The 20,984-nt window shown below is 63.9% G+C and carries 19 protein-coding genes and 1 pseudogene; 8 read left to right on the forward strand and 12 right to left on the reverse strand.

From position 1 onward, the window contains the following. Positions 1 to 49 precede the first annotated feature (49 nt). The gene (locus OXR00_RS15725; RefSeq protein ID WP_267389224.1) at positions 50 to 685 is read left to right on the forward strand and encodes an FMN-binding negative transcriptional regulator; all 636 of its coding nucleotides are present in this window, start codon (positions 50 to 52) and stop codon (positions 683 to 685) included. A gap of 165 nt (positions 686 to 850) precedes the next feature. Here OXR00_RS15725 and OXR00_RS15730 read toward each other — a convergent pair whose 3' ends face one another. The 5 genes from OXR00_RS15730 to OXR00_RS15750 form a co-directional block, all read right to left on the reverse strand. Continuing rightward, positions 851 to 1,894 carry a S41 family peptidase gene (locus OXR00_RS15730; protein WP_267389225.1) on the reverse strand — a complete coding sequence of 348 codons (1,044 nt, stop codon included), beginning with the start codon at positions 1,892 to 1,894 and terminating at the stop codon, positions 851 to 853. A 778-nt stretch (positions 1,895 to 2,672) separates the two neighbouring features. After that, a complete protein-coding gene (locus OXR00_RS15735; RefSeq protein WP_267389226.1) occupies positions 2,673 to 3,359 on the reverse strand; it encodes an SDR family NAD(P)-dependent oxidoreductase in 687 nt (228 codons plus the stop codon). Between the two features lie 26 nt (positions 3,360 to 3,385). After that, on the reverse strand, positions 3,386 to 4,102 hold the full coding sequence (locus OXR00_RS15740; RefSeq protein ID WP_267389227.1) for an SDR family oxidoreductase: 717 nt from the start codon (positions 4,100 to 4,102) through the stop codon (positions 3,386 to 3,388). A 54-nt stretch (positions 4,103 to 4,156) separates the two neighbouring features. Beyond that, a complete protein-coding gene (locus OXR00_RS15745; protein ID WP_267389228.1) occupies positions 4,157 to 4,831 on the reverse strand; it encodes a peroxiredoxin-like family protein in 675 nt (224 codons plus the stop codon). A gap of 23 nt (positions 4,832 to 4,854) precedes the next feature. Continuing rightward, positions 4,855 to 5,475 (reverse strand): glutathione S-transferase N-terminal domain-containing protein, encoded by a 621-nt coding sequence (locus OXR00_RS15750; RefSeq protein ID WP_267389229.1) that lies wholly within the window; start codon positions 5,473 to 5,475, stop codon positions 4,855 to 4,857. A 99-nt stretch (positions 5,476 to 5,574) separates the two neighbouring features. On the opposite strand from OXR00_RS15750, the gene OXR00_RS15755 reads away from it, so the two are divergent. From OXR00_RS15755 to OXR00_RS15765, 3 genes are all read left to right on the forward strand, one after another. Continuing rightward, entirely contained in the window at positions 5,575 to 6,471 is an 897-nt protein-coding gene (locus tag OXR00_RS15755) for a LysR family transcriptional regulator (protein WP_242154310.1), read from the forward strand. A 99-nt stretch (positions 6,472 to 6,570) separates the two neighbouring features. Next, positions 6,571 to 7,341, forward strand: coding sequence for an enoyl-CoA hydratase/isomerase family protein (locus tag OXR00_RS15760; protein ID WP_267389231.1), 771 nt, complete (start codon positions 6,571 to 6,573; stop codon positions 7,339 to 7,341). A gap of 59 nt (positions 7,342 to 7,400) precedes the next feature. Beyond that, entirely contained in the window at positions 7,401 to 8,255 is an 855-nt protein-coding gene (locus OXR00_RS15765) for an alpha/beta hydrolase (protein ID WP_267389232.1), read from the forward strand. Positions 8,256 to 8,458: 203 nt separating this feature from the next. Here the strand turns inward: OXR00_RS15765 and OXR00_RS15770 are convergent. The 6 genes and pseudogenes from OXR00_RS15770 to OXR00_RS15795 all read right to left on the reverse strand — a co-directional run. Beyond that, positions 8,459 to 8,623, reverse strand: a pseudogene (locus OXR00_RS15770) (tyrosine-type recombinase/integrase); the annotation flags it as partial. A gap of 21 nt (positions 8,624 to 8,644) precedes the next feature. Further along, positions 8,645 to 9,724, reverse strand: a complete 1,080-nt coding sequence (locus tag OXR00_RS15775; protein ID WP_267389233.1) for an ion channel — start codon at positions 9,722 to 9,724, stop codon at positions 8,645 to 8,647. Beyond that, positions 9,721 to 10,884 (reverse strand): zinc-dependent alcohol dehydrogenase, encoded by a 1,164-nt coding sequence (locus tag OXR00_RS15780; protein WP_267389234.1) that lies wholly within the window; start codon positions 10,882 to 10,884, stop codon positions 9,721 to 9,723. The genes OXR00_RS15775 and OXR00_RS15780 overlap by 4 nt, the downstream gene beginning before the upstream one ends. Positions 10,885 to 10,895: 11 nt before the next feature. Further along, a complete protein-coding gene (locus OXR00_RS15785) occupies positions 10,896 to 11,411 on the reverse strand; it encodes a hypothetical protein (protein WP_267389235.1) in 516 nt (171 codons plus the stop codon). Positions 11,412 to 11,452: 41 nt separating this feature from the next. Beyond that, the gene (locus OXR00_RS15790) at positions 11,453 to 12,040 is read right to left on the reverse strand and encodes a hypothetical protein (RefSeq protein ID WP_267389236.1); all 588 of its coding nucleotides are present in this window, start codon (positions 12,038 to 12,040) and stop codon (positions 11,453 to 11,455) included. 28 nt (positions 12,041 to 12,068) lie between these two features. Continuing rightward, positions 12,069 to 13,244, reverse strand: a complete 1,176-nt coding sequence (locus OXR00_RS15795) for a zinc-dependent alcohol dehydrogenase (protein ID WP_267389237.1) — start codon at positions 13,242 to 13,244, stop codon at positions 12,069 to 12,071. A 134-nt stretch (positions 13,245 to 13,378) separates the two neighbouring features. Between OXR00_RS15795 and OXR00_RS15800 the strand changes: the two genes are divergently transcribed. Continuing rightward, positions 13,379 to 16,006 carry a PAS domain S-box protein gene (locus OXR00_RS15800; RefSeq protein WP_267389238.1) on the forward strand — a complete coding sequence of 876 codons (2,628 nt, stop codon included), beginning with the start codon at positions 13,379 to 13,381 and terminating at the stop codon, positions 16,004 to 16,006. A gap of 321 nt (positions 16,007 to 16,327) precedes the next feature. Beyond that, positions 16,328 to 16,882, forward strand: a complete 555-nt coding sequence (locus tag OXR00_RS15805; protein ID WP_267389239.1) for a Crp/Fnr family transcriptional regulator — start codon at positions 16,328 to 16,330, stop codon at positions 16,880 to 16,882. A gap of 457 nt (positions 16,883 to 17,339) precedes the next feature. Here OXR00_RS15805 and OXR00_RS15810 read toward each other — a convergent pair whose 3' ends face one another. Then, positions 17,340 to 17,804: a VOC family protein gene (locus OXR00_RS15810; protein ID WP_267389240.1), complete on the reverse strand. Its 465-nt coding sequence runs from the start codon at positions 17,802 to 17,804 to the stop codon at positions 17,340 to 17,342. Positions 17,805 to 18,359: 555 nt separating this feature from the next. Between OXR00_RS15810 and OXR00_RS15815 the strand changes: the two genes are divergently transcribed. Together OXR00_RS15815 and OXR00_RS15820 are read left to right on the forward strand one after the other, a co-directional pair. After that, a complete protein-coding gene (locus OXR00_RS15815) occupies positions 18,360 to 19,973 on the forward strand; it encodes a recombinase family protein (RefSeq protein WP_267389241.1) in 1,614 nt (537 codons plus the stop codon). Positions 19,974 to 20,150: 177 nt separating this feature from the next. After that, the gene (locus OXR00_RS15820; protein WP_267389242.1) at positions 20,151 to 20,960 is read left to right on the forward strand and encodes a hypothetical protein; all 810 of its coding nucleotides are present in this window, start codon (positions 20,151 to 20,153) and stop codon (positions 20,958 to 20,960) included. Positions 20,961 to 20,984: the final 24 nt, after the last annotated feature.

The raw sequence follows: 20,984 nt of genomic DNA on the forward strand, positions 1-20,984 counted from the left end.
AGGCGGGATCGACCCCGCCATAGGATACGAAAGGCACCTGTCGTATAAGGTGGCCGTGTATCGCCCTCCCGCCTTTCGCGAAGATCGTCCAGAAATCCTCTACGAGGCGGTCCAAGCGCATCCGCTCGGCACGCTCATCACCTATGGCGCGTCGGGTCTGATGGCCAACGCCGTGCCCTTCACGCTTCGGGTCGAGGCTTCGTCTGTCATATTGCGGGCGCATCTGGCGAAAGCAAACGAGCAGGTGGTCCACCTTCAAGAGGGATCGTCGGTTTTGGACGTTTTCCAAGGGCCGCAGGCTTATGTCAGCCCGTCTTGGTACGCGACGAAGCGCGAACATGGGAAAGTTGTTCCGACTTGGAATTACGTCATCGTGCAGGCACGCGGCAGGCCGGTAATGGTCGAGAGCCAAGACTGGCTGGGCGAGCAGATCGATAAATTGACGTCGATTCATGAACGTGGACGGTCCGAGCCGTGGAGCCTTGATGATGCTCCCGCAGACTTTGTCGCCGGTCAGATGAAGGGCATCATCGGCCTCGAAATCCCGATTGAGCGGATCGAAGGCAAGTGTAAGGTGAGCCAGAACCAACCGATGCCCAACCGTGTTGGAGTCGAACGCGGTCTACGTGACGACGGTCGCATCGACATGGCTGACGAAGTGGCGAATAGAGGCCAAGGCGGCTAGCGGGCCTATTTCCATTATTCCCGAAACTCGATCCTTTTTGGGAAAGCCTCCGGGGCTCCGCTAAGTCAGCTATCCGGATCCGCTTGCCCGAAAGCGGCTGGACGGCTCACCACCAGACCCGGTCGTTCGTGATGCAAAAATCAAAAGTTTTGCATCAGCGAGGAGTTAGTCCGATTTTCGTCTTTTCAAATCGTCCTCGATGCACTGTTCGAAAGCTTGGGTAGACCAGGACAGGTCACGGACCTCGACCGCAGGTCTATATATTTGCCCAGCGGCACGTGGCCGATCACGATAAAGCTTCATGGGAACGACTACCTTGGCGATTCCGTCCGGGAGGCTTGCGATCCGCACGTCCAAGTAGATACTGTCGGCGGAACTGGGCGCGCCGACTAATCGCGTCTGTGGAAGACGCGTGAAGAGGTCTAAGGCGTCGAGGCATGCGCTCGCGCACTGACCGGGAACGATTACGTACACCGGAAGCGCAACAGGCGGCAGAGACGGTTGCGTTGCTTTCCCGGTCACCGGGGCGGTGGCCGGTTCAATGTAGAAGGATTGTTTCGACGTCAGGGCGTGACGCATCCCCTCCCACACGGCTTTGATCCAACCTTCGGCTTCCGGCTGTTCGGTCGCGAGCGTCTTGACCATCGTGGCGACATAGTCGGTGTTGCCACGCGACGCACGCCACCAAACTCGGCTTGGGTCGGAGGCGCTGATTTTGTCCACCTGCGCTGCGCCCCAGAGAACACGAGCCAACTGCTCGCTCCAAAGTGACGATCCGCCTTGGTTACCGCGAAGATCGATGACCACCGCGTCGCCCGCTAAAATTGTGGCCCGACGCCGCGCGACCTCGGCAAACATGTTTCGATACATGGCGCGCTGGGTGTCGTCGGGATCAAAAGTCGGCATTGCGATCCAAGCGAGTTTATCTCGCGGTTCAGCCAGGCCGATGGGCCGCACGTCCCCATTGTAGCTGAGCGCACGCCACTTCTTGTAGATCTCGTCGGCGGGTCGCCATCGCAGCCAGACCTGCGCAATCTTGCCGGAAGCAGAGAACCGACACCGTCCAGGTGGTTTCACGAAGGGATTGCCCTCGTCTTGGAACAGGTTGAGGGCCTGACTCCACCATTGCCCTGCTTCATCGGGGCGGCCCCGGAAAGCGAATACGTTTCTAATCACCAGAGATCGGGTATCTAATCCGTCGCAGCTCAAGACACGCGCGCCCTTCACCACATCAGACGTCTGCGATTCATAGACGTAGAGAGCGTCGCCGCGCCAAGCCGCGACAAAACCAGGCCATCGTACCGATGACGAGCTGTTCGGCTCAGCTAAGGTCTGGGCGTGTCCATCACGCAGGGCCGCGCTAAACGCCCCAGAGTGGCTTGGAGCCCTGCTTGGTTGCGAGTCCGATGCGCAAGCGCAAGCGCCCTCTGCCGCGCCTCGTCCAGCCGCTTCGGAAAGGCCGGGTCGGTGGGGTTGACCATACCAGGATGATTGTCAGCAAATATGCGGTAGGCGGCTTCTACGTCGCGGGAGGCCTCAATCGACCAGGATTGCGGCCTGCTGGGCGGATCGATAACGTCTGCCCCGGCCGATAAGGCCCCTGTAGAACCAAGCGCTGCGGCAGCGAGAAGCGCCCGACGACCAAACGTTTGAGCCACAGCAGGCCAGCAGGCTTTAGTCATGCTGCGCTCTCTCAAATACCGTCGAGCAAATCTGACGACCAAATCATAGTGCAAATTACGGGTTCTGCATCAACGAGAAAACAGCTTTAAACCGCGCCATTCGCCAATGCAAAAAACTGATGCGTTCCACGGGCATCCGGCCTCGGCTTTCCCATGGCGACGTCCCGAGAGCGGTCGGACTGCTCACCACCACCTCGAGCCCGTCCTCGACCGTCCTCGGACGCCTGAAACCGGACGTTCTAGCGACATGAACGGGTGACCGGAGTTGGGAAGCCGAAAACCCGTCGCGAACGGTCGTGATTGGATCACCAAGGCAGGCTCTTGTTGAAGCGATTAAGGTAGCGCAGCCCCTGCGTTCCTCGGTTCGCCTCAATCATGTCCACGACCAGCGGAATGCTCTCCTCGACGGATAGCGACGCATCGCTGCCGCCCATCTTGGTCCTGACCCAGCCCGGCGCGACGAGGAGCAAGGCGTTCCCGTCGCGAGCGTTCTTCGCGGCATATCCCTTCATCAGCATGTTGAGCGCGGCCTTGCTCGATGAATAAAGCTGCCAGCCGCCGCTCGCGTTCGTGATGCTGCCGAGTTCGGAGGTCATGATCGCGATCGTGCCGCCCGCCGGCACCAGGTCGCGCAATAGCTCGGCCGCGCGTACCGGCGAGAAGGCGTTGGTCAGCATCATATCGAAGAAGTCGCCTTCGCTCGCGGTAGCGGGGCTCTGCTCGATCGCGCGGGCAATGCCAGCGTTGACGAACAAGACGTCGACCTGGCGGTCTGCCAGACGATCGTGCAATGCGCGGACGCCCTTCTCATCGTTGATGTCGACCGTCTCCATTTCAAGACTGCCAGGAAACTGCTTCGCTAGTTGGGTGAGGTCGTCCGACCCGCCTCGCGCGGTTGCGATCACGTTCCAGCCGCGGCCGAGCCATTCCTCGGCGAGAGCCAAACCGAGCCCGCGCGATGCGCCGAGGATGAGGGCAGTTTGCTTCGTCATGCTGATCTCCATGTCTTGTGCGATGCCTAGAACGCCGCCATGCCGATCGAGGCACCGCCATCGACGTTGAGCGTCTGGCCGGTGATGAAGCCGGCGTCTTCGGACAGCAAAAAGGCGATCGCCGCGGCGATCTCGTCGGGCTGACCGAAGCGGCTCATCGGTATGCCCGCCAGATAGCGGCGCTCACCTTCACTGCCGGATGCATTGTTGGCACGGAATAACTCTGTCTCGGTCGGGCCTGGCGACACCGCATTGACCGTGATGCCGGTGGTCGCCAGCTCCAGCGCCCAGCTGCGGGTGAAGCTGACCAGCGCGGCCTTGGCGGCGGCGTAGGCGGTGCGCTCGACCGCGCCGAGGACGGTCAGGCTGGTGATGTTGACCACGCGGCCCCAGTCGCGCGCGGTCATGTCGGGCAGCAGCGCCTGAACGGCCTGGAGCGCCGGGTGAAGGTTGACGCGCATGACCTCCTCCAGCGCGGCGACTTCCACCCCGCCGAGACGCTGCGGCCGCACCAGCCCGACATTGTTCACGACGCCATCGAACGCGAACCGGGCGGTTAGGTCGGCGAGCGCCGCGTCGGTGGCGGGCGCATCTGCGAGGTCGACTTGGGCGAGCGTGCCGGGGAAATGCGGGGCCTCACCCCGTGAGAGCCCTACGACCTGATGCCCGTTTTGTGTCAGGCGGCGCGCGAGCGCGAGACCGATACCCTTGCTGGCACCGGTGATGAGGAAGGTGCGGGGCATGTGAGCTCCTGGGCTGGCGCCCCCGGGCCGCTTTGCTGGCCGGGGCATAGAGGATCAGGCGGAGACGGTGGCGGCGCGACGCAGCGCCGGCAGCATGCCTTCGGGCTCGGGGCGGCGCGTATAGTCGGGATTCACCTCGCCGTAGAGGATCGTGCCGTCCTGTGCGATCACGAAGCGGCCGGGCATTGGCAGCGTCCAGCTCGGGTCCCCGTTGAACGCCGGGAGGTCGTTCTTCAGGCCCTTGTAGAGATCGACCAGATAGTCGGGCAGTTCGAAGCGTAGGCCGAACGCGGCGGCGACGTCGTTGTGCGTGTCCGACAGGATCGGGAAGTCGAGTTCGTTCTGGCGCACCGACTTGCGGCTGTTCACCGCCGTCTGCGGCGAGATCGCGACCAGGCTGGCGCCAAGCTTCTTGAACGCGGGAAGTGCGGCCTGAAGCGCCTGCAACTCCATGTTGCAATACGGGCACCAGACGCCGCGATAGAAGCTCACGACCAGTGGTCCTTTGGCGAGCAGGTCGGCAGACGAGACGGGCTGGCCACCCGGATCGTTGAGCTTGAAGGCTGGCGCCTTGTCTCCCGCCTTGAGCGCGCATGTTGCAGCGCCGCTTTCTATAAGCTCGGCGGTCGCCCGGTGCATGGTCTCGATCACCGAAGGCGGCACGTTATAAGGCGGCTTGCCCGCCTCGAAGTCGGCCTTGAACGCGTCGAGTTTGGCTTGCAGGGTCATGGGTGTTCTCCTTGAATAGGGTTTCAGGCGGCGGGGACGAGGGCGTTTACGCGCGCAATGGCGCGTTGCACGGCGGCGCGCGCCTCGACCTCGGCGTACCAACGAGCGACATGGGGTGCGTCGTCCAGGCTCACGCCGGCGAACTCGCGCCGCCACAGCCAGCCAAAATGGGCGATGTCGGCGATCGAGAAGTCGGCCCCGGCGACGAAGCGATGCTTGGCAAGCACGCCATCGAGCATGGACACGGTGCGCCTGGCTTCACCCAGGAAGCGCTCGATCGCGATCGGCTGCGGCTCGGCCGCGAAGCGCTGGAAGAAACCCGACTGGCCGAAGGCGGCGCTCAGGCCCGAGGCATGGAAGAAGAGCTGCTCGAACACGCGGGCGCGAGCCTCGCCCGAGCGGGGCAGCAAGCGGCCGGTCTTCTCGGCCAGATAGACCAGGATCGCGGCGGACTCGGTCAGGACCAGATCGCCGTCGATCAGGACCGGTACCTTGGCGTTCGGGTTCAACAGGACGAAGCTCGGCGCCTTCTGCTCGCCCTTGCGGACGTTCACGCCGTGCAATTCGTAGTCCAGCCCGAGTTCTTCGAGCGCGATCGGCACCTTGATGCTGTTGGGTGTGGCGAAGGCGTAGACGTCGAGCATGGGGGCGGCTCCTCGAATGGTGTGAGGAGCAGATGCCCCTTTCCCTCTCGACAGGGCAGGCGGGTCGGGGCGATAACGCTCATTCCGAGGAGGAATGACGTGGACCGGTATCAGGCGATGGCGACGTTTGTACGTGTGGTAGAGACCGGCTCCTTCTCGGCCGCCGCCCGCCAGCTCAACGTCGGCCAGCCCGCCGTCTCCAAGACGATTGCGCAGCTCGAGGGTCGCCTCCAGGTCAGCCTGCTGACGCGCTCCACGCATCGCCTCACGCCGACCGAGGCGGGCATACGCTTCTACGAGCGGGCCAAGGCGGCCATCCAGGAGGCCGACGAGGCGGAGCTGGCCGCGCGTGGCGCGGGGGCGGGATTGTCGGGCTGCCTGCGCGTCTCAGCGGCGACGACCTTCGCACGCCTGTACATCCTGCCCTTGCTACCACGATTTCTTGAAGAACATCCCGAACTTGAGATCGACGTCATCCTCGACGACCGCGTGATCGACTTGATTGCGGAGGGCATCGACGTGTCCCTGCGCATGGGTGCGCTGCCGGACTCGTCCGCCGTCGCACGCAGGCTGGCGACGGGCGGGCGATCGGTCTTCGCCACGCCCGCCTATCTCGCGCGCGCCGGCGAGCCGCAGAGCCCCGCCGATCTCGCCGACCATGAGACGATCATCTACAGCCAACTGACCGATGCATGGTCGTTTACGCGCGAAGGAACGGTAGCGTCGGTCACGGTACGCGGCCGGGTGCGGGTGAACGCGGCTGAGGGATTGCGCGCGGCAGTGCTCGCCGACATGGGCCTGACCATCGGGTCGGACTGGATGTTCGGACCAGAGTTGGCCAGCGGCCGGGTCAGGCGCGTTTTACAAGATTGGTCGCTTCCGCCGATAGACCTCTGGGCTGTGTTCCCCGCCGGCCGCATGAGCAGTGCCAAGGCCCGCGCGTTCGCCAGCTTCGTCGAGGCGGCGTTGGATGGCATCTATTCCGCTCCGGCATAAGCCTTATCGCCTCATGCCATCGTCCGCTCCGGCGCCAAGGCGCCTAGCTAATCCCCACGCCGCCGCTTCCGGTCGGCCTTAGGACAAGGGATCAGCACCATGGCCAAGTTCGAAACATATCGTGACGCCTTCCCCAACGCCCGCCTGACCCGCAAGGACAATGGCGTGCTTGAAGTCGCCCTGCACACGGGTGGCGGAAAGCTCGTCTTCAACGGGCATACGCACGAGCAGTTCGTCGAGCTGTTCCACCAGATCGGCGAGGATCGCGACAATCGCGCGGTCATTCTGACCGGCACCGGCGACGCGTTCATGGATACGATCGATCCCGAGGGCTTCGACTTCTTCAGCCCCCAGGGCTACGACAAGATCCTGCGTGAGGGCCGCAAGGTGCTGTCGAACATTCTCGACATCGAGGTGCCGATGATCACCGCGCTCAACGGGCCGGTGCTGCTCCACAGCGAATATGCGCTGCTGACCGACATCATCCTCGCCACCCCCGAAACCGTGTTCCAGGACAAGCCGCACTTCGAGTTCGGCATCGTGCCGGGCGACGGCGTGCACCTGCTCTGGCCGCACGTGATCGGCTCGATCCGTGGCCGCTACTTCCTGCTCACGCGTCAGGTCCTCGATGCTGAAACGGCAAAGAGCTATGGCGCGGTCAACGAGATCGTGCCAGCCGATCGCCTGCTCGCCCGCGCGCACGAGATCGCTGACGGCATTGCCGCGCTGCCGCCGCTGACCGGTCGCTACACCCGCATGGCGATTACCCAGCCGCTGCGCCGCCTGATCGACGAGGGCACCGGCTATGGCCTCGCGCTCGAAGGCATCAGTGCTGCCGACGTCGCTCGATCGATGGCCGCCCAGGGCTGACACCGCACATGCCGCCCGGCCGGTCGCCGGGCGGCAGTGTTCCCAAACAAGGAAAAGTCATGACCCAGATGCGCTACCGCACCGCCGACGTCGACGGCCATGCCATCTTCTATCGCGAGGCGGGCGACCCCGGTCTGCCGACACTGCTGCTGCTGCACGGCTTCCCGTCGTCGAGTCACATGTTCCGCGATCTGATCCCGCTGCTGGCCGGCCGCTTCCACCTTGTCGCGCCCGATCTGCCAGGCTTCGGTCTTAGCGAGATCAAGCCGCGGGCGACCTTCACATACAGCTTCGACGCACTTTCCAAGGTGGTCGAGCGCTTCACCGAGGTAATCGGCCTCGACCGCTATGCCCTTTACGTTTTCGATTACGGCGCGCCGACGGGCTTTCGGCTCGCGATGGCCCATCCCGAGCGGGTCACCGCTATCATTTCGCAGAACGGCAACGCGTATGAGGAAGGGCTGAGCACTGGCTGGAATCCGATCCAGCGCTATTGGCGCGAACCGACGGGCGCCAATCGCCAGACGCTGCGAGAACTTCTCACGCCGAAGTCGATCCGGTGGCAATACGAGCATGGCGTGCCGGACGTCAGCGCAGTCTCGCCGGATGGCAGCGCGCTGGACGCCTGGTATATAGCGCGGCCGGAAGTTGACGAAATCCAGCTCGACCTGTTCGGCGACTATGCCAGCAACGTTGCGCTCTACCCCGCATTCCAAGCGTACTTCCGCGAGCACAGCCCACCTTTCTTGGCGATCTGGGGCAGGAACGATCCGTTCTTCCTCCCGGCTGGAGCTGAAGCCTTCCGGCGCGATCTGCCGGATGCAGATGTCCGCTTCCTCGACACTGGACATTTCGCGCTGGAAACGCATGCGACGGACATCGCCGACGCGATCAGGCAATTCCTGCCGCGATGATGACCTTCCGGGCGCCGACATTAGGCTGGTCCACAGATGTCCGGTGTCGGCGCAACCGGACGCTCCTAGTCGCGACGTCGAGGCACAGGAAGGGCCACTCCCAGCCCTCGATGCAGCATCTGGAGCCTCGACCAACTCACATTAACGAGCGTCCGAAGCTGGGCACCCCACTGAAGCTGCTGAACGGCGGAATGTGGGTCTCCTCAGACTTCAGTGCGTTCAGCCAGTTTCAAAGCGTCCTCAACGTCAACGCCCAAGTAGCGCACCGTACTGTCGATCTTGGCGTGCCCGAGAAGGATCTGAACCGCGCGAAGGTTGCCTGTCGCTTTGTAGATGATCGACGCTTTCGTGCGTCGAAGCGAGTGCGTCACCTCCTCAGGATCAACGACTTATAGCGGCCGCTCGGCGTTTCGCCTGGCGATGTCGCTTATCGAGTAGCCGAGGGTTGGGGCAACGCGGCGGATCATAGGCTCCCATTCGGAGCGGACAGCGACGTACTGCTCGACGCCGTCCGGCTCCGCCTCGATCCCCGCGTCGGCGAGCGTTCGCGCTGCGGCTGCGTAGCTCTGGCTGTACCGCCAGGCGTCCTCGGCACGGCCGGAGCGGCTCCCGCCCGTGGGAAAGTGCCGGTCGAGCGTCTCCAGGAGCAACATGGTGCCCCGGCGTAACGACGCGACAGGCGCCGAGCCGAGCAGTGAGCGAAAGCGCTTCCGATCTAGCCCGGTCTCGATCAGGCTCACTAAGTCCAGCAAGATGAACCCGAACCGAGACACCGAATAAAGCGGCTCCTTGAACCGGAAGTAGAACAGCAGAGGATAGAAATGATGCGCCTCCTTCGTCGCGGTGAGCGAGCGGACGAGGTTGCCGAGCTCGGCGGCGGCATCGCTGTCGTCACCGCCCGGCATGAGCCGGGCAAGCGCCTCGGCCGCATCTCCGGTGCCGTTGGTCATAAGATCGATCGTCAGCGCCAGCGCATTGCGCTCGCGGAGCGCCGAGTAGACCTGGACGAGATAGCTCAGCACCAGAGACAGCACGGACGCTCCGATCAGCGAGTTGATCAGGAACAGGATGCGCGTGCCGCTGCTATGCGGGCCATAGTCGCCGCCGCCGACGATCGAGAGGCTGTTGCCGGCGAGCAGGAGAGCGGTCACGAAATCTGTCGAGGCACTCCCGGTGGACGGATGGATCGCGGTGCCAAGCTCGGGCTGGATGATGAGCGCCGCACCCATTGTCAGCCCCAACGCCCAGAAGCCGATCAGCAGGACGACGATCAGCGGGCCGGCAAAGGACAGGACCGTTCCGCGCCGCCTGCCGAACAGCCCCGCTGCCGCCTTCACGGCCGCCCAGACGAGCCGGTTCCAGCGCGGTGCCAAAAGGCCGGTGCCTGCCCGCGCGTAGAGCACGGTGAGGAAGATGTCGGTGAGGAAGAGCAGCATCAGCGCCGCCCCGACGATCTGTTCGAGGGTCATGGCTTGAACACCGCGCGCACGCAGCCATCCTCCTTGTGCTTGAACATGCGGTAGCCCGTCGGGCTGTCCTCGAGCGAGAAGCGGTTGGTCGCCAACGCGGCGGGCGTCAGCTCGCCGCGCTGCGCGTATTCCAGCAGGCGCGGCACATAGGCCTGGCCATGCTGCTGGGCCGTACGGACGGTGACGCCCTTGTTCATGAGCAGGCCGAGCGGGAACTTGTCCATCACGCCGTAGACGCCGAGGATCGAGAGGATACCGCCCTTGCGGACCGCCAGCATGGCCTGGCGGAGCGCGTCGCCGCGATCGGTTTCCAGATAGAGCGCCTGCTTGACGCGATCATAGGCGTGCTGGAGCCCGGTGCCGCCCGCCTCCATGTCGACCGCGTCGATGCACCCGTCCGGGCCGCGCCCGCCGGTCAGCTCCTTCAACGCCTCGACCACGTCGACCTGCGTGTAGTCGAGCGTGGTAGCGCCGAACGCCGCGGCTTGGGCGAGCCGCTCGGGGTAGCGGTCGATCGCGATGACGCGTTCGGCGCCGAGGATCATCGCCCCTTGCTGCGCCATGAGGCCAACGCCGCCGCAGCCCCAGACCGCCACCACGTCACCGCGCTGGATGTCGCAGAAGTCCGCGCCCATGAAGCCGGTCGGCGCGGCATCCGAGATGAACAGCGCGGCCTCGTCCGGCACGCCGTCGGGCACGACGAAGCAGTCTGTGTCGGCGAACGGCACCCGGACGTACTCGGCGTGCGCGCCGGCATAGCCACCGAAGGCGTGTGAGTAGGCGTAGATGCCGGCGGTGGGATAGCCCAGCAGCGGCTCCTGCAACTCCGGCTTGGGGTGCGTGGTGTCGCACAGCGAGAAGAGGTCGTGCTGACAGTACCAGCATTGGCCGCAGGAGATGAAGGAAGGAACGACGACGCGGTCGCCTTTCTTCACATTGGTCACCTCACGCCCGACATCGACGATCTCACCCATGAACTCGTGACCGAGCACGTCGCCGGCCTTCATGGTCGGGATCAGGCCGTCGATCAGGTGCAGGTCCGACCCGCAGGTGGTCGACAGCCGGACCTTCAGGATCACGTCCTTGGGGTTCAGGATCTCAGGGTCGGCGACCGTCTCGACGCGGAGGTCGTTCACGCCGTTCCAGCAGAGTGCGCGCATCGGGCCTGCTCCTAACTGTCGGTGCCGCCGTTGCGGGCGGCCGGCTGGGGATCGGTGGTCGGGATCTCGCCGGTGAGGGCCAGGGCGCGAAAACGGTAAAGCGCCTTCAGCACGATCTCACGCGGCACGATGTGGAAAAGCTTGCTAACGGCCTTGCCGAGCGCGCGCGCCGGTGGATCGAAGCGCACGTCCAGGTGCAGCTCGGTACCGCGATCGCCGGGCGCGGGCAGGAAGGTGAGGGAGCCCGCGTTCGCCACGTCGGCGCCGTCGAGCGTTGACCAGCGCAGCTCGTCCGGCCGGCTGTCGTCCGTCTTGGTCTGCCACCGATACTCCCCGCCCGCGGGGCCGTAGGCCAGCCATTCAGCCGAGCGTGCGTCCGACGCCGTCACCTCCGCGAAATGCGCCCAGATGCGTGACTGGGTATCCGGTCGGAGCCACAAGGCACGCAGATCTTCGGCGGGCCTGCCGATCGTGACCGCAGCGCGGGCCGCCGCGTCCAGCGTTGTCTCGGATGCATCAGCGTCCATAGGATTACCTCATCTGCTAGGGGGCCGGAGGCTGGCTGCCGTCACGCGACCTGGGCGGGCAACGCGTCTGCGACCGTCCCTTCGGCCCGGTAGTCCGGCGGGATCTGGAAGTCCTCGCGGGCCAACCCACGTGACACCTGCGCTCCACGTGGCAGGCCGCTGCGGTCGGAATAGTCCTTGTCGCTGCCGGGCGGGCGGCGGTGCGCCGCCTTCACGCCGGAGTAGGCCGCGATGTCGAGCAGGGTAATGCCCGCGACCAGCATCGTTGCGATCGCCGCATTGTGCCGCTTGGGATTGTCGCGGCGCAGCGCGGTCGCCAGCGTGCCGAGATCGAGCGCGTCGCCACCGATCCGCGCGGCAAGGCCGATCGGCTTGTCCACCGACAGGGTCGGCACGGCGCTCGCCAGTTCGCGCGCGCCATAGGCCCGGATCAGGCCTTCCTTGTCCTCGAGGCCGAGCGATCGTGCGATCCGGCCGGGCGCGACCAGCTCGGCGATGCCGAGCCCGATCGAAAACCAGCCGAGCGCGCGCGCCAGCCGATCGGCACCGGTGAGCGAGCTTGGGCCCTTGCGCTCGATGGTCGGATCGCCCTCGGAGCGAGCGATGTGCGTGAGGTTGGTGAGTGGCATGGGTAGCACCTCGATTGCGGGGGAGTGATCAGGGGCGGAGCATGACCTTGACGCAGCCGTCCGCCTTGTCGCGGAAGGTGCGGTACATGTCGGGCCCCTGCGACAGGTCGACCTTGTGGGTGATCACGAAGGAAGGATCGATCCTGCCGTCCTCGATCATGCGTAGCAGGTCGCCCGTCCAGCGCGGCACATGCGCCTGCGCCATACGGAAGGTCAGGCCCTTGTTCATCGCCTGGCCCATGGGGATCTTGTCGACCAGGCCGGTATAGACCCCGATGATCGAGATGACGCCAGCGGGCCGGCAGACATAGATCATCTCGCGCAGCACGTGCGGGCGATCATTCTCCATCATCACCATCTGTTTGGCGCGGTCGAGGATCGTGTCTGGCTGACCGGAGGAGACGTGGCTCTCGGCGCCGACCGCATCGATGCACTTGTGCGGCCCTTTGCCGCCGGTCAGCTCGTTTAGCCGCTCGACGACGCTTTCCTTCTCGAAGTTGATCGTGATCGCGCCGGCAGCCGCCGCCATCGACAGCCGCTCGGGAAGGTGGTCGATCGCGATCACCTGTTCGGCGCCGAGCAGGATGGCCGAGCGGATCGTCATCTGGCCGACCGGACCGCAGCCCCACACCGCGGCGGTGTCGCCCGGCTGGATGTCGGCCTGGACGGCGGCCTGCCAGCCGGTCGGCAGGATGTCGGACAGGAACAGCAGCTTCTCGTCGTCGATTCCGTCGGGCACCTTGACGTGCGTGGTGTCCGCAAAGGGGACGCGCAGATACTCGGCTTGCCCACCCGGATAGCCGCCGGTCAGATGGGTATAGCCGAACAGGCCGGCCGTCCGGTGTCCGAACGCCTTGTCGCCCAGCTCCCCCTTGCGATTGGTCTGCTGACAGACCGAGAAGTTGCCGCGGCGGCACTGGTCGCACTCGCCGCAGACGATGGTGAAGGGGATGACCACGCGGTCGCCCTTTTTGAGCTTGCCCTTGGCGGCGCTGCCGACCTCGACGACTTCGCCCATCGACTCATGGCCGAGGATATCGCCCGGCAGCATCGCGGGGATGAGGTTGTGGAACAGATGAAGGTCTGAGCCGCAGATCGCGCAGCTCGTCACCTTGATGATGGCATCGCGGGGATGCTCGATCTCGGGATCGGACACCGTATCGTACCGGACGTCTTCCTTGCCGTGCCAGACCAAAGCTTTCATGTGGGGCTCCTCGAGTTAGCGGCCCCTCCCTCGCAGCCCTTCTTCTTGGCCGGCATGCGGACGATCCCTACGGAACTATCCGAGGGTCTCTGTCGTTGCCGGTGCGCCGGCATTTGATTGGGAGGGCCGGCACGATGCCGGACGTCACGCCACCATCGGTGGGGTCGAACCACAACGGAGCTGCTTTCGCCGCGCTCGCTGCGGCCGTGGTGGAACAAGCGACGACGTTCGTCGGCATCTGTGACACGAAAATGCGCCCGTGTTTTCTCAACGCAGCCGGACGCGCGATGGTCGGTCTGTCCGTCGAGGCAGAAATTACCGACTACGCCATCCCGGACTTCTTCACTCCGAAGGACCGCGTGATCATCGAAAATGTCGGACTGCCAGCGATGCTGCGCGACGGACATTGGGAGGGCGAGCTGTGCTTTCGCCATTTCACCGACCCTGCTCGGGAGACCGATGTGCGCTGGTCGGCTTTCGTGGTGCGCGATGGCGGCGGCAAGCTGATCGGTGCAGCCACCTTCACTACCGACATTTCGAACCGGAAACAGGCGGAGCGCGCGCTGCGCGACCAGCAGCAGCTGCTGACCTCGTTGCTGGAGAACCTGCCGCTCGGTGTCGGCGTTTATGACCGGAGCGGGAATCTTATCCACTCAAACCAGCGGATGCGCGACTATGTTGGCCTGACCCGCCTTCCGTCCGCGGCGCCGGCATCGTCGCGGCGGTGGCATGCCTTCGATGCCAATGGCGCGCCAATCCAACCGAGTGACTTTCCTGGTGCCCGTGCACTGCGCGGCGAGTCGGTAATGCCGGGGATCGACTTCCTCTACGAGGGAGAACTCGGCGCCGAGCGCTGGATGCGCGTCAGCGCCGTTCCCTTTCGGCGCGAAGACGAGGATGCCGACGAGGCGATCGTCGTCGTCCAGGACGTGGACGACCTCAAGCGGGCCACCGAGCGGATCGAGGCGGCGGGGGCCGAGCTTGCCAGCCAATCGCGCTTCCTCGAAGCGACGCTCTCGTCGATCCCCGACTTCGTCTACGCCTTCGATGCGCAGCGGCGCTTCGTCTACGCCAATTCAGCGATGCTGGCCTTATTCGGCCTGTCGGCGGACAAGATGCTGGGCAAGACCTTCGCAGACCTCAACTACCCTGCGGACTTGGCGGACCGGCTGAACAGACACATTGACCTGATCCTCCGGGACGGGGTCACTGTCGAGGACGAAGTGTTCTTTCGCAGCCCGACAGGCCGGGCCGCCTACTTCGCTTTTCTTTGGGGGCCCGTCAGGGCGGATGACGGCGCTGTCGAGCTGGTCGTCGGGGTATCGCGCGATACGAGCGAGCGGCGCGCGTTCGAGGAGGCCCTGCGCACCAGCGAGGCGCGCCTGCGCGCCGCGAGCGAGCTGGTCGGCCTCGGCGTCTATTCGTGGGATCCTGTCACCGGAACGCTCGATTGGGACGAGCGCCTGCGGGCCATGTGGGGATTGGCGCCCAATGCTGCCGTCGACATGACCGTCTACGAGAGTGGCATTCATCCCGACGACGTGCCCCGAGTCCGAAGTGCCATCGACGCCTGCGTCGATCCGTCCGGCGACGGGCGGTACGATATCGAGTACCGGGTGATCGGGCACGACGACGGGGTCCTGCGGCACATCGCCACATCGGGTCGCACGACCTTCTCGAATGGCGAGGCGACTGGCTTCATCGGTGCCGCGATCGACGTCACCGAGCAGCGCCGCAACGAAGCGGCGGTCCGCGCGAGCGAAGCGCAGTTCCGCAGCTTCGCGGCACACAGCAGCAACCTGATCTGGATCGTCGATACGGCGGCTGAGAAGATCATCTACCGCAGCGCCGCCTTCGAGCGGATATGGGGCGTGCCCTGCGAAGAGGGATCTATAGAAGTCGCCGAGTGGATAGAGGATGTTCATCCCGACGACCGGCAGCAGGTCGCTCACGCCCTTGCCAGCGTTCGATCCGGGGAGGTCGTTCAGTTCGAATACCGCATCGTCCGGCCTGCTGACGGCGCCGTCCGCTGGCTCCGCGATACGAGCTTCCCGATCCCCGACGAGAATGCCGCGGTGACGCGGATCGGCGGGATCACCGAAGATCTGACCCAGGAGGACGTGCGGCAGGTCTACATCGTCAGTGCCAGGCCGGCAGAGGGACGGAAGTTGGCTTCGCTCGTCCGCGGGTTCGGCCACCGCGCCCGGACATTCGACAGCAGCAACACCTTTCTCGACATGGCACCGGTGCTTACGCCGGGATGCGTGCTAGTCGATCTCCGCAGCGAAAGAAATGAGGGGCTCGCGGTCCCACGCGAACTGAAGGCGCGCTCCGTCACGTTGCCGACGATCGTTCTGGACGCGCCCGGCGCCGACGTCACCGCGGCCGTCGCGGCGATGAAGGCTGGTGCGATCGACTATGTCGTCCTCAACGACGAGGCGTCGCTTGGCCCCAAGCTCGCGAGCGCCGTTGCGGAATGCGTCGGCACGGTGCGGCCGACCACGCGCGACGAGAATGCGGGTGCTCGCGTGGCGCGGCTCACTCCGCGCGAACGCGAAGTGTTGGTCGGCCTCGTCGAAGGTGGGACAAACAAGTCGATCGGTCAAAAACTCGGCATCAGTCCGCGAACGGTAGAACTGCACCGCGCGCAGGTGATGAATCGGTTGAACGCCAGCAACCTGACGGAGCTGCTGCAGATCGCACTGAGCGCGGGCATCGCGCCAACTGCTGGCGGGCGGCGGAGCCCGCGCAAGCCTACCTAGGGATCGTCCGTATGCAGGTTGGAATGAGTCGGCCTCACTAACGTCGCATCTTCAAAAGCGGCGGAACAAGTGATGCAGACCCAGACCTTGGTGCAATCCGCACAGCGACGGCCCGGACTCGGCCCGGTACCAACAGGTCTCTCCGCAGCTCAGCGTAGTGAGACGGAAGAGGCGTGCCAGGTCTACTTCGCTCGGACCGCGACTGTTGGTCCGGCGAGTGAGGACGACCGCCGCGCCTTTCGCGGATCGGTTGTCGAGAAAGTTGTGTTGGGGAACGGTAGCAACCTTTACGCTCCTTCAAGATCATCTCCCGACCTCCGATTGATCCTCAACGGTTGGGTATCCCGGGCTCAGGTCCTGCCAGACGGCAGCCGCCAGATCACGGACCTGCTGCTGCCTGGCGAGTTCGTCGAGCCGCCGACGTCAGCCGACCGCATCGGCCACGAGTTCCGTGCGTGCGGACGTGTCCAGATGGCGGTGATGCGAAGAGAGATCGTGACCGGGCGGGACTCACCCTCGCTTCGGCATCGCTGGGAGTCGGTGCGGGAGGAACAGGCCCGCCTCCTTCGCTCTCGGCTCGTCAGCCTGGGTCGCCGCGATGCCTTCGGTCGCCTCGCCCATCTGATGACAGAGTTTCATGCCCGACTGGGTCAGGTTGGTATGGCTCAGGACGGGACGTTCGCCTGCCCACTGACGCAGGAGCAACTCGCCGACGTCCTGGGGCTGACCTCGGTTCACGTAAACCGGGTGCTTCAGCGCCTACGCCGCGAAAGTTTAGTCGTCTTCAGTAGGGGGCAGGTCGTGCTCCCGAGCCTTGCTCGCCTGCATGCAGCGGGTCTGTACGAAGGAGCATATGATGCTGATCTCGCAGGCTGACGACTTCCAGTTGGATCGAGACTATCACCGAGTGCGGACGAAACAGGAGCTCGATCGAGCTCGGTTCGCCGAAAGCACCTGCGCACGAAGCGCTCATCTGGAACTTGCAAAGCTTCATGCTGAGCGCGTCCGCTCGGGTACAGGCCATTACCGCCCAGCTGGCGTTCAGGCGCCATGCAGCAGGCTATTGTGATCACCACATAGGACAGCGGCCCCAGGAAGAAGGCTGGCCGTGCAGTTCATTGGCAGAACGCAAGGCAGAGCCACGGCCGACGATAGCAGCTTGGCTGAACGAGCGACCGCTTCTGGGTACCGCAACTTGGCTGTCGAGCGTCTGGTTCTGGGTCGTTGCATCTAAGGACAGGGAAGGGCAGCTATTCCACGTCGACCGACCAACACCGGACCTTCCGCAGGCGCCCAATTGTGGACGTTTCAATCAACGATCCAATGGCCGGGCCTACCTTGACCCAGGCTCGGCTTTCGGTTCCCACAATTCGATCTTCGTCCCGTCCGGATCAACGATCCACGCGAACTTGCCGCTGGCATCGTTGTCGTCGCGCCTAAGAATGGGAACACCCTTGGTTTTCAGCTGATCGAGGAACGCCGCAAGATCGTCGACGGCGAAGTTCAGCATGAACTCGCGCTTTGAGGGCTCCATATAGTCGGATCCTTCCTTGAACGCGTTTAGGGTCAACGCGGGTGGGTGCTTTGGGGCGTTATACGGCAGCAATGCCCCACCCCACGCCTCAACCTTGATCCCAAGGACATCGCGGTACCATGTCATGAGGCCTTTCGGGTCTTTGCTTTTGAAGAAAATGCCACCGACGCCGGTGATCCTGCCGAGCGGTTCCGCCGAGATCGACATGGGCATCAACGCTGCCACGACGACGACAGCATGCAGTAATATGCGACTGAACGACACAGCATTGATCCCCCCTATGTTGGTCTTCGGATGCTATGATCGGACCGAACGTATCGCAACCGCTCCTACGCATCGATGATCGAACGCAGGAACGTTGAATGTCCGCTTTCCACCACCTCGAGCCGTTCCGCGGCCGTTCTCGAACGCCTGAAACCGGACGTTCTAGCAACATGAACGGGTGACCGGAGTTGGGAAGCCGAAAACGAGCCGCGAACGACCGCATGTGGGTCCTTCTGTCATTCCGCTGGTAAAGATCGAGGCGGCGAGCATTGTTCATTTTCGGGGTAGGTGGACCGCAAACAGCTAAGCAAGATAGCACCACTCGGCCACCATGCCGCCGGCGCCATCTGTTCCTGCGAACCACGCGCTCGCTCGACAGGCTGGAGCCGAGTGTTCGCGTGAGGTTATCGTCGACCTCCCGCCGGTAATTGCGCTTCTGCCCGGCGAGGTCGATCTAATTGTCAGCGCGCTCGGCGAGGCCCTGATCAATCTGTTTAGCGGAGAGGATAAGATCGCTGCCGAGCAGCATGGACACCAATTGCAGGATGAAAGAACATGAGCCGCCCGCTGCGCGCCTATGGATATGTCCGGGTCAGCAACGACGACGAGGACGGTAACAACGCGAGCATCGCGGCGCAGATCGGCGCGATCAGGGAGCGGGCGAGACGTGACGGCGTCGAAATGATCGAGATGTTCGAGGAGCTGAACGTCTCCGGTCGCAAGCTCCAGCGTCGCCAGTTCGATGCCATGCTGGCCGACGCGATCAGCCCGGAGCGACCGGTGGACATCATCTATGTCTACGCCTTGTCACGCTTCGCCAGGCGGCTGCTGACGCAAGTCACCAGCGAGTACAAACTCGAGCAGGCTGGCGTTCGCCTCATTTCTCTGACCGAGGAATTTGGCGATGACGCCAACGGTCGGCTCATGCGCAGCATGATCGGCGTCATGAACGAAAAGTACGCCCTCGACGCATCCATCTTCACGCGTCGGGATAGGCGCGGAAATGCGCAGGCAGGGTATTTCAACGGCGGACCGGTGCCTTTCGGCTATCAGGCTCGCACCGTGGCGGTCGAGGGGCGCAAAGAGCGCCGCAAGCTCTTCATCGTGGAGGAGGAAGCCGCTGTCGTGCGGCTGATCTACGGCTTGGCGCGGAATGGCCTGCACGGCACCCCGATGGGCACTCGGGCAATTGCCGAGCACCTGAATGCGCTGGGATACCGGAACCGCGGCCGCGAATTCTTTTACAGCAGCGTCGACGGCATTCTTACGCGTCAGCATTATGGTGGCAAATATCTTGATCGGACGGCCGACAGCAAAGGTCGGACGCCCTCGATTGAGGAAAGTATTGTCATACCATGTCCGGAAATCGTCTCGCCCCAGATCATCGCGGAGGTCGCAGCTCGGCGTGCCAGGGCCGCTCCCAAGGTAACGCCGCCGCGGGTCACCAACGGCCCGACGCTGCTGACCGGTATCTTGAGGTGCAACGCACTTGGCTGCGGAGCCGGCATGACGATCCGTACCGGCAAGTCCGGACAATACATCTACTATGCATGCAATGCGAAGCTGACCGGTGGTGCCGGGCGCTGTGAGACGCGCGCGATCCGCCAGGATGAACTCGACAGCATCGTCTTGTCGGTTCTGACAGATCGTATCCTCGAGCGTGATCGGCTCCTCAAATTGCTGCAGGCCGTGCTTGAGAAATCCGATTTGGCGGATGCGCAGCGACACGAGGATCTCAATCGTGTCAGGCGGGAGAAAGTCGCAGCGGAAACGCGCATACGAAGATTGCTGGAGATGCTTGAGGAAGGCCTGATGTCGCCCAGGGATCCGCTGTTCGCCGAGCGGCTCGCCCAGCACCGTCAAAACGTCGTACAACTGGAAGCCAGCGAGCGCAGCCTGAACCTTCAGCTCGAACGAGGACCGCAACGCATCAGCGAGGAGACTATCGTCAAATTTGGCAAGCTGATCTGCGAGCAACTGAAGGGAGGGAATTCGGCGCTGCGAAAAGCCTATGTCAAGCTGCTGATCGACAGCATCAGCGTGGACAACCATGCCATCCACATTCAAGGCAGCACAGCGGCGCTTGAAAGCGCGGTCATACGGTCCGGCGATGCCGCTATGACCATGGTGCCCGGTTTTAACCGGAAGTGGTGCGCCACGCAGTCCTGAGCGAACCGGTCTCGCGTCAAATTTCCCTGTTCTGCAGGGACAATACAGGGATCATCCTCTTTTCCGGTCGAGGATGCGGGACCTGGCGGGCAAAGAACCGCACATTTTCGACACTTGGATAAGCAAATACGCTAGGGTGGGAACAGGGATTAGCTCAGCTGATATCAGGAGAGCGTCGTGGCCAGGATTGTCAAAGCTGAGCTGTTGCAGCCGTTTCTTACAGTCGTCTCCTTTGCGCCGACCGCCTCGCATAACTTCGACGTGCCTGTCGGGTTGGTCGCGTGCGCGATAGGTTCGCTGACCGCCGGCGCGCGTGAGCTGCCATCCGATACTGAGAAGCAGCTTAGTGCTATCGCGGAAGCGTTCGCGGCCGACCGCTCGACCCAGGCCTATTGGGGCGACCCCGGACGCCACAAACAGCTCCTCAAGCTGCTGCGCGACGGCGAAGACGTCCAAGTCGTTCTGGAGGCGATGGCGCCGGAGTTCATGGTCGAGCTTACGACCTATCTTGAGCCCGGCGATGCGGCTTGGGTACTCGATCCGGTAGGCGAGCCCGCCGACATCATCGCCCGTGTGCGCCAGGCAGCCGGGGCCTGCGCCCGGCATTATCAGCCGGCGCCTGGGCGCAGGACCGACATCGCGCTTGAAGCAGCGGTACGCGCCTTGGTAGGCTTGATCGAGCCGACGCTCGGCCTCCGGCTCACGATAGCGCGCAATAAGAACAATGGCGGCCGAGGCCCGACGCCTAACTGCGCGGGTACCCGCGCGATCGACCTGTTGTTGCGGGGCATCGACTCTCAACACACCACCACGACGGCGATCATGAACATGATCGACACGGTCAGGTGCAAGCCGGAGCCGGCCGAGGGTCACCTCATGGAGCTGTTCAGGTCCAGCCCGATCCATGCGCTCGACGCCTCGCTGTTGCCTGGTCGCGAGGAAAGTATTCGCCGCATTCGGGCCGACCCCAATTTTGGTTTCGCATAAGCGCTGATTGGTCGTCAGTAGGGA

This window comes from Sphingomonas sp. GC_Shp_3, from assembly GCF_026540945.1.
GTDB lineage: Bacteria > Pseudomonadota > Alphaproteobacteria > Sphingomonadales > Sphingomonadaceae > Sphingomonas.

Coding starts and splice junctions, on each gene's coding strand:
- OXR00_RS15735 (WP_267389226.1), bottom strand. CDS start 3,359: ATGACGAAGCAAACTGCCCTCATCCTCGGCGCATCGCGCGGGCTCGGT.
- OXR00_RS15740 (WP_267389227.1), bottom strand. CDS start 4,102: ATGCCCCGCACCTTCCTCATCACCGGTGCCAGCAAGGGTATCGGTCTC.
- OXR00_RS15745 (WP_267389228.1), bottom strand. CDS start 4,831: ATGACCCTGCAAGCCAAACTCGACGCGTTCAAGGCCGACTTCGAGGCG.
- OXR00_RS15750 (WP_267389229.1), bottom strand. CDS start 5,475: ATGCTCGACGTCTACGCCTTCGCCACACCCAACAGCATCAAGGTGCCG.
- OXR00_RS15760 (WP_267389231.1), top strand. CDS start 6,571: ATGGCCAAGTTCGAAACATATCGTGACGCCTTCCCCAACGCCCGCCTG.
- OXR00_RS15765 (WP_267389232.1), top strand. CDS start 7,401: ATGACCCAGATGCGCTACCGCACCGCCGACGTCGACGGCCATGCCATC.
- OXR00_RS15775 (WP_267389233.1), bottom strand. CDS start 9,724: ATGACCCTCGAACAGATCGTCGGGGCGGCGCTGATGCTGCTCTTCCTC.
- OXR00_RS15780 (WP_267389234.1), bottom strand. CDS start 10,884: ATGCGCGCACTCTGCTGGAACGGCGTGAACGACCTCCGCGTCGAGACG.
- OXR00_RS15785 (WP_267389235.1), bottom strand. CDS start 11,411: ATGGACGCTGATGCATCCGAGACAACGCTGGACGCGGCGGCCCGCGCT.
- OXR00_RS15790 (WP_267389236.1), bottom strand. CDS start 12,040: ATGCCACTCACCAACCTCACGCACATCGCTCGCTCCGAGGGCGATCCG.
- OXR00_RS15795 (WP_267389237.1), bottom strand. CDS start 13,244: ATGAAAGCTTTGGTCTGGCACGGCAAGGAAGACGTCCGGTACGATACG.
- OXR00_RS15800 (WP_267389238.1), top strand. CDS start 13,379: ATGCCGGACGTCACGCCACCATCGGTGGGGTCGAACCACAACGGAGCT.
- OXR00_RS15815 (WP_267389241.1), top strand. CDS start 18,360: ATGAGCCGCCCGCTGCGCGCCTATGGATATGTCCGGGTCAGCAACGAC.